The organism is Acinetobacter sichuanensis (genome assembly GCF_003024515.2).
In the GTDB taxonomy this organism is placed as follows: domain Bacteria; phylum Pseudomonadota; class Gammaproteobacteria; order Pseudomonadales; family Moraxellaceae; genus Acinetobacter; species Acinetobacter sichuanensis.
This window is the reverse complement of record NZ_PYIX02000123.1, coordinates 1-2,233: the sequence shown is the minus strand read 5'-3', so window position 1 is coordinate 2,233 and position 2,233 is coordinate 1. Positions and strand designations below refer to the sequence as shown.

The window sequence follows — 2,233 nt, the reverse complement described above, 5'->3', positions numbered from 1 at the left end:
CCCACAAATTAGTCAGGAATAAGTGAGAACCTATGAGCAAGTTTACCAAAGGTAAATTTAAAATTCACCCTAAAGAGGGCGTAGAAATGGATGGAAATTTGTCACCATATTTAAGATTTTGTATTGGAACAGCGATTTTACTTTTTGCTGCGAGTCCTTTTTTGTGTGCTTTAGCTTATTTTCTTAAAGGACAATAGTGAATAGAGTGGTCAATACAATTAAAGAAAATCTCAACAGCTTATTTGATATTTTGATCAACCACCCAATAGCTTTTTTATTTGTAATATTGTGCATTTTGGTTTGTATCGCTTTAGCTATTTTAACTTTGTATGTGGCTGGGAAATTTGAAATTCTACAATATCCATTTGTATTGTTTGTGGGATTCCTGATAGCCAATTTCTATGTTGAAATTTTGCTGCGAGTTTTCAAGCTATTTAACTAAAACGATCAAATCAAGGTCGATTTTTTAATTCATGAAACTATATGTTATATTATTAAAACTAAATAAATCACTTGAGGTGCGAGATGATTAAGCGTCTTGAAGATTATAAAGTTGAGGATAGAAAACCCCGCTCATGTTTATCGGGTCAAGTTTTATCAACGCAGTTTAAGAATGATGAGGCAACCAAGCGCATTATTATGCATAGTGCTCTTCGCGTGATTAAACAGCACAAGGCAGAAATTCAAGAGTTAGCCTATAAATGAGCGCTATTAACTCAACCTTTTTATTGGTGATTTTATGACAGCACAACCTTTATCCAATGAGTTGCTTGATGAGCTGACTGGGTTTGATCAAAGTAGTCTTTTATCAGAATTCAAGCAACGCAAATATTTACTGGAATGTGATAAGGCTATTCGCACTGATGCGGCTGAAGGCTACATGTGTAAAGCAATTGTGTATTCTCTTTCAAATAATTTCGATAAAATGAGTGAGAATTTTCAAATTGCATTACGTCTTGCACCTGGAGATAAATTAATTAGAGGAAATTTTATTATCTCATTGGCTAATTATGGGCGCTTTAATGAGGTGAAAGAGCAGTTAGATGCCTATGAAGATATTGTCAATGGAAGTCAACTTCACGCTTTTAGTCGATTAGCAGTGTCAATTCTTGATCTTGAAACATTGCATATTATTAATAATGAATATGCATCACAAATTGAAAATGCTATTCAAGAGGTGAATTTAAATATTAACGATGTCTTTAAATACTTGCATTTATTTAATGATTTAATGCAACTTAAGAAAGTTCGTTTTGGTGTTGTGCCATCAATAAGCTGGGTGGTTAGGGATGGTGAAATATTTATTTATTATGATTTTGTTGGTTCGGCTATTGAAGCAGTATCAATCATGGATGAATTTCATCAACTTGTTGCGAGTAAATGCTTAAAGAGAGCGTCTAGAAAGTTATCTCTTATCTTATTACCTCTTGGAAATAGTTAGGTGATTTTGAGTGAAGTTTAAACCATATTATCGCTTATTGGGTGCAAGAGATATTTTTAACAAATGTGAGCAAAATGAAGCAACTTATCGAAGCGTGATTCATCAATCCTATTACGCATCATACAATCAATTAGTTGAAGAAATTGAAAATAGATTGTTCTACCCTGTTGATGTTGAAACTAAGAAAAAAAGTGTCCATAAGGCTTATTTGGAAGCATGCATAAATAAGCAAGATACACTGAAAGAAGATCACTCGGATTATGATTCTTTGGAAAAAATTATTAATGATTTAAAGCAGCTGAGAGGATTTCGTGCTATTTCAGATTACGAGATTAAAAGGAAAGTTAATAAATCTAATGCTGAACTTAGTATAATTCTTGCTGACAGGATTTTTAATGCTATAGAAAAGCTAGGCTAGGCATCCAAGACACTAACTAAAAAACCGCTTCGGCTGGTTTTTTAGTTGTAGTTAGTTCACTTTTAATAGTTTCAATGGCATATTTTTATTGCAATGTTCTGAAATAAGCCAAATAAATCAATATTATTTTTTAACTCCAATTTCTTTAATTTGTCATGATTGAATGATAGGTTATGCAAAATTATTGCGAGTAGTGAATAGTGGAATTAAACCTTAAACAATTTAAGAAGCGCATTGAAGAATTTAAAAGCACTGGTAATAAACCTAGTAGTATTGTAATTGGTTATAAAACGTATGCAAATTTAATGGAAGAAGAAAAATTTGTTGATCATATTTCCAAAGATGTAGATGATCCAATGGTTCGATACTATAAG

Annotated in this window: 4 protein-coding genes; all 4 read left to right on the top strand. The window is 32.1% G+C overall.

Annotated features, from left to right (window positions below; all coding sequences use genetic code 11):
* The first annotated feature begins 32 nt into the window (after window positions 1–32).
* The 4 genes from C9E89_RS23500 (at window position 33) to C9E89_RS22265 (ending at window position 1,859) form a co-directional block, all read left to right on the top strand.
* Window positions 33–197, top strand: coding sequence for a hypothetical protein (locus C9E89_RS23500; RefSeq protein WP_171405209.1), 165 nt, complete (start codon window positions 33–35; stop codon window positions 195–197).
* Between the two features lie 328 nt (window positions 198–525).
* Window positions 526–705, top strand: a complete 180-nt coding sequence (locus C9E89_RS22275) for a hypothetical protein (RefSeq protein WP_107010264.1) — start codon at window positions 526–528, stop codon at window positions 703–705.
* A gap of 34 nt (window positions 706–739) precedes the next feature.
* The gene (locus tag C9E89_RS22270; RefSeq protein ID WP_107010263.1) at window positions 740–1,441 is read left to right on the top strand and encodes a hypothetical protein; all 702 of its coding nucleotides are present in this window, start codon (window positions 740–742) and stop codon (window positions 1,439–1,441) included.
* A 10-nt stretch (window positions 1,442–1,451) separates the two neighbouring features.
* Window positions 1,452–1,859, top strand: a complete 408-nt coding sequence (locus C9E89_RS22265; protein WP_107010262.1) for a hypothetical protein — start codon at window positions 1,452–1,454, stop codon at window positions 1,857–1,859.
* Window positions 1,860–2,233 lie beyond the last annotated feature (374 nt).